This is a genomic window from Paracoccus nototheniae (genome assembly GCF_004335005.1).
GTDB classification, from domain to species: domain Bacteria; phylum Pseudomonadota; class Alphaproteobacteria; order Rhodobacterales; family Rhodobacteraceae; genus Paracoccus; species Paracoccus nototheniae.
The window spans coordinates 1-4045 of record NZ_RQRT01000138.1 but is presented as its reverse complement, the minus strand read 5'-3'; the positions used below and the strand labels follow the sequence as shown (position 1 = coordinate 4045).

Below are 4045 nucleotides of genomic sequence, written 5' to 3'. Positions count from 1 at the left end.
CCCCTGCCCATGCCCCCTGCGATCAAAGGCCACGTCATGCCCCTGCCCCGCCCTTCTGCCCGTCGTTCGGTCCTTTGCACCAGCGTCAGCCTGACCGCCCTTGGCCTGTCCCTGCTGGCCCTGCCCGCCACCGCGCAAGAGGCCGCCCCTCTGGACGCACCCGTGCAGGACAGCACCGCAGCGGTCGCGGCCACGCCTCAGGCCGCGCAGGATGGCGCATCCGCAAGCCCGGTCTTCGTGCTGGGCGACATCACCCTGACCGTGGACGATGTCGCGGGCTATGTGGCACAGGGCGCGCAGACCACGAAATCCGCCACACCCATCGCCGAGGCGCAGCAGTCGATCTCGGTGGTGACCGCCGATCAGATCGCCGATCAGGGGGCCGCGGATCTGGGCGAGTCGCTTGCCTATTCCACCGGCGTGAACAGCCAGCCCTTTGGCGGCGATCCACGCTTTGACAACCCCACTCTGCGCGGTTTCAGCGCCGAGCGGGCGCAATATGTCAACGGCCTGCGTCAGGGCCGCTTCTTCGGCGGCGGCAGCTACGAGATCTATGGCATGCAGCAGGTCGAGGTTCTGCGCGGTCCCTCATCCGCGCTGTACGGGTCGGGATCGCCCGCAGGCATCGTCAACCAGGTGCAGAAACGCGCCGGATCGACCCCCTTTGGCGAGGTCGGGCTGGGCTATGGCACAAACGGCTATGCCAAGGCTTTCTTCGACGTCAACAGCGTCGCCACCGACACGCTGTCCTATCGCGTGACCGGCATCGGCAGCGACATCACCCGGCAGGTCGAGGAAACCGGCAACCGCCGGGGCTATCTGGCCGGGGCCGCCCGCTGGCAGCCGGACGACGCCACGACGGTCGACCTGCTGGCATCCTATACCAAGGATTCGCCAGACTCGCCGGTCGGCGTGCCCTTCGATCTGACCGGTACGGATGACAAGGCGCTGCGTGACCGGTTCCTGGGACGGCGCGGCTGGAACGACAGCGACCGCGAGATGTGGAACCTGGGGGTCGAGGTCAGCCACGATCTGGAAAGCGGCTGGCGCATCAGTCAGGGATTCCGCTATGAAAGCTTCGACTGGCAATATGACGGCAGCTTTGTGCGCGCTGCGCTGGATGCGGATGGCAACATCCTGCAGGGCATCAGCCGTCAGGACGAAAACAGCGACACAATCAGTCTGGACACCCGCCTTGAAGGCGAGGTGACGACCGGGGCGGTGGTGCATCAACTGCTGTTCGGCGTCGATCTGCGCCGCTATGAGACCGAGGAAAACAGCCTGTTCAGCGTGACGGACGCGCCGGTGTCGCCGGACGATCTGAGCTATGTGAACGGCCCCCCGACATTCGCCGGCGCCAGCCCCTCGGTCACCGATGCGACCTTTACCCAGATCGGCATTTATGCGCAGGACGAGATCATTCTGGACGCCTGGCGCGGCTCGCTGGCGCTGCGCTATGACCGGGCCGAACAGACTGGCCTGCAATACGGCACCGCCGCAGATTACGACGAGGACGCACTGACCGGGCGCATCGGTCTGGCCCGGGTGCTGGCCAATGGCATCACCCCCTATGTCAGCTATGCGACCGGGTTCGAGCCGCAGACCGGCCTGACCGAGGATCTGCGGCCGCGGAAGCCTCTGGAAAGCACCCAGCTGGAACTGGGCGTGAAATTTGCGCCCACCGTCTTCGACGGGCTGCTGACCGCCGCGATCTATGATCTGCGTCAGGACAATGTGGGCCAGTATCAGGGCTTTGACGCGGACCGGAATGCCTATCTGTACCGCGATATCGGTCAGGTGAAATCGCGCGGGCTTGAACTGGAGGCGACGGCCCGCATCGCTGAAGCGTGGTCGCTGAAGGCCGCCTATGCCTATAACGACACCGAACAGCAGGGCGGCAGCAATCAGGGCCAGCCCATGCCCAACGCACCGCGCCATCTGGCCAGCCTGTGGCTGACCCATGATTTCGGCAACGGGATCAGCGCGGGCGGCGGCATCCGCCATATCGGCGAACGCGAGGATGCCGCGAATGCCCGCACGCTGGATGATGTCACGCTGGCCGATCTGCGCGTCGGCTTTGAACGCGACGCCATCGCCGCCTCGATCAGCATCCAGAACCTGACGGACGAGGTTTACCTGTCCACCTGCGGCTTCTACGGCTGCTTTTATGGCGAGGGCCGCGAGGTGATGGCCGAAATCGCCTATAAATGGTAACGGACCAGTGATGCGGGGCGGGCCCCCTTTCCTTGGGGTCCGTCCCCCTGCGCCGACGCGACGCCGCTTTCTGACCGCCGCCGGGCTGATGCTGGCCGCGGCTTTGCCTGCCCGGGCGGCCTTGCCCGGCGGCGCGCGCCCCCCCCGCCTTGCCGCCATAGACTGGGCGATGCTGGAAACCGCGCTGGCCATCGGCCATGTGCCCGTCGCCGCGACCGAGCTGATCCGCTTTCGCACCGAGAGCGGGCTGACCCTGCCCGGGGACGTCACCGATCTGGGCCTGCGCGGCGCGCCCAATTTCGAACTGCTGCAGCTGTCGCGGCCCGACCTGATCCTGTCCTCGCCCTATTACACCCGGTATCAGGCGCAGCTTCAGGCGATCGCGCCGGTCCTGTCGCTGCCGTTCTTTCTGCCGGGCGAGGCGCCTTTGCCCTATGCGCTGGACGCGGTGACCACGCTGGCGGCGCGGCTGGACGACGCGCCTGCCGGTGCGGATGCGCTGGACCGGGCCGATGCGAGGCTCGACGATCTGGCCCTGCGGCTGGCGCGGTTCCGCGACCGGCCCGTGGCGCTGGTCAATCTGGGCGATGCGCGGCATCTGCGCGCCTTTGGTCATGACAGCCTGTTTGGCAGCACCCTGACGCGGCTGTCGCTGCGCAATGCCTGGACCGGGGCGACCGCCTTCAGCTTTCTGGCCCCCGTGCCTCTGGAACGGCTGGCCGAGATGCCCGAGGCCCGGCTGGCGATCATCGGCGACATCCCCCCCGAGGCGCAGCGCGGGCTGGCGCGCAGCCATCTGTGGCGCGCCCTGCCCGCCGTCAGGGCCGGGCGCGTGCTGCATCTGCCGCAGATGAACCCCTATGGCGGGCTGCCCTCGGCCCTGCGCTTTGCCGGGGCGCTGGCGGATGCGCTGGAGGGGTCCGCATGAGCCGCGCCCGCCCTGAAGCGCCCGGCGCAGAACGGTCCTTGCCGCCCAATGGCCTGCGCGCCATCGCCCTGACCCTGCTGGCGGGGTTTGCGCTGGCGCTGGTCCTGTGGCTGCTGGCGGCGCGGGGATTGCCCTGGCCCGCCCTGCCCTGGGATCCGCAGACGATGAGCCTCGATCAGATCCTGCTGGCCTATGGGCTGGCGCCTCGCGGGGTGATCGCACTGATCGCGGGCGCGTCGCTCGGCCTGTCCGGCGCCTTGCTGCAGGTGGTGCTGAGAAACCCTATCGCCGATCCCACCACCCTCGGCATCAGCGCGGGCGCGCAGCTGGCGCTGGTCCTGACCACGATCCTGGCGCCTTCGCTGCTGGAGGCCGGGCGCTGGCCCGTCGCCATGACCGGGGCGGCGGCGGCGGCGGGGCTGGTCATGGCGACCGGCGCGCGCCGGGGCTTTGCGCCGGTCACCATGGTGATCGCGGGGATGCTGATCGGGTTGACCGCCAGCGCGCTGGCCACCGCCGTGACGCTGGCGCGGGGCGAATATCTGCTGTCGCTGGTCATCTGGAACGGCGGATCGCTGGTCCAGCAGGACTGGTCGGGCGTCCGCGCGCTGCTGCTGGTGCTGTGCTGTGCCGCCGTTGCCGCCGCCTTGCTGGCCCGCCCGCTGCGGGTGCTGTCGCTTGGCGCGGCGGGGGCTGCGGGGCTGGGCCTGAACGTGGCGCTGGTCCGGCTGCTGGCGGTCGCGGTGGCGGTGACGCTGGCCGGTGCCGTCTCGGCCGAGCTGGGCTTGATCGGCTTTGTCGGGCTGGCGGGCCCGGCCGTGGCGCGGCTGTTGCTGACCCGGCTGGCGGGCACGGCCTTGGCGGCCCCACGGCTGGCGGGTCCACGGCTGGCAGGGGCGGGCG

At 69.2% G+C, this 4045-nt stretch carries 3 protein-coding genes; all 3 read left to right on the top strand.

Annotation, left to right across the window (positions count from 1 at the left end; all coding sequences use genetic code 11):
• Nucleotides 1-9 precede the first annotated feature (9 nt).
• A complete protein-coding gene (locus tag EG885_RS21930; protein ID WP_242679799.1) occupies nt 10-2214 on the top strand; it encodes a TonB-dependent siderophore receptor in 2205 nt (734 codons plus the stop codon).
• Between the two features lie 10 nt (nt 2215-2224).
• Nucleotides 2225-3142: an iron-siderophore ABC transporter substrate-binding protein gene (locus EG885_RS21925; RefSeq protein WP_207392387.1), complete on the top strand. Its 918-nt coding sequence runs from the start codon at nt 2225-2227 to the stop codon at nt 3140-3142.
• Nucleotides 3139-4045 (top strand): iron chelate uptake ABC transporter family permease subunit (locus EG885_RS21920; RefSeq protein ID WP_165571270.1); only part of this gene is annotated, 907 nt, incomplete at its 3' end. The genes EG885_RS21925 and EG885_RS21920, both read left to right, overlap by 4 nt.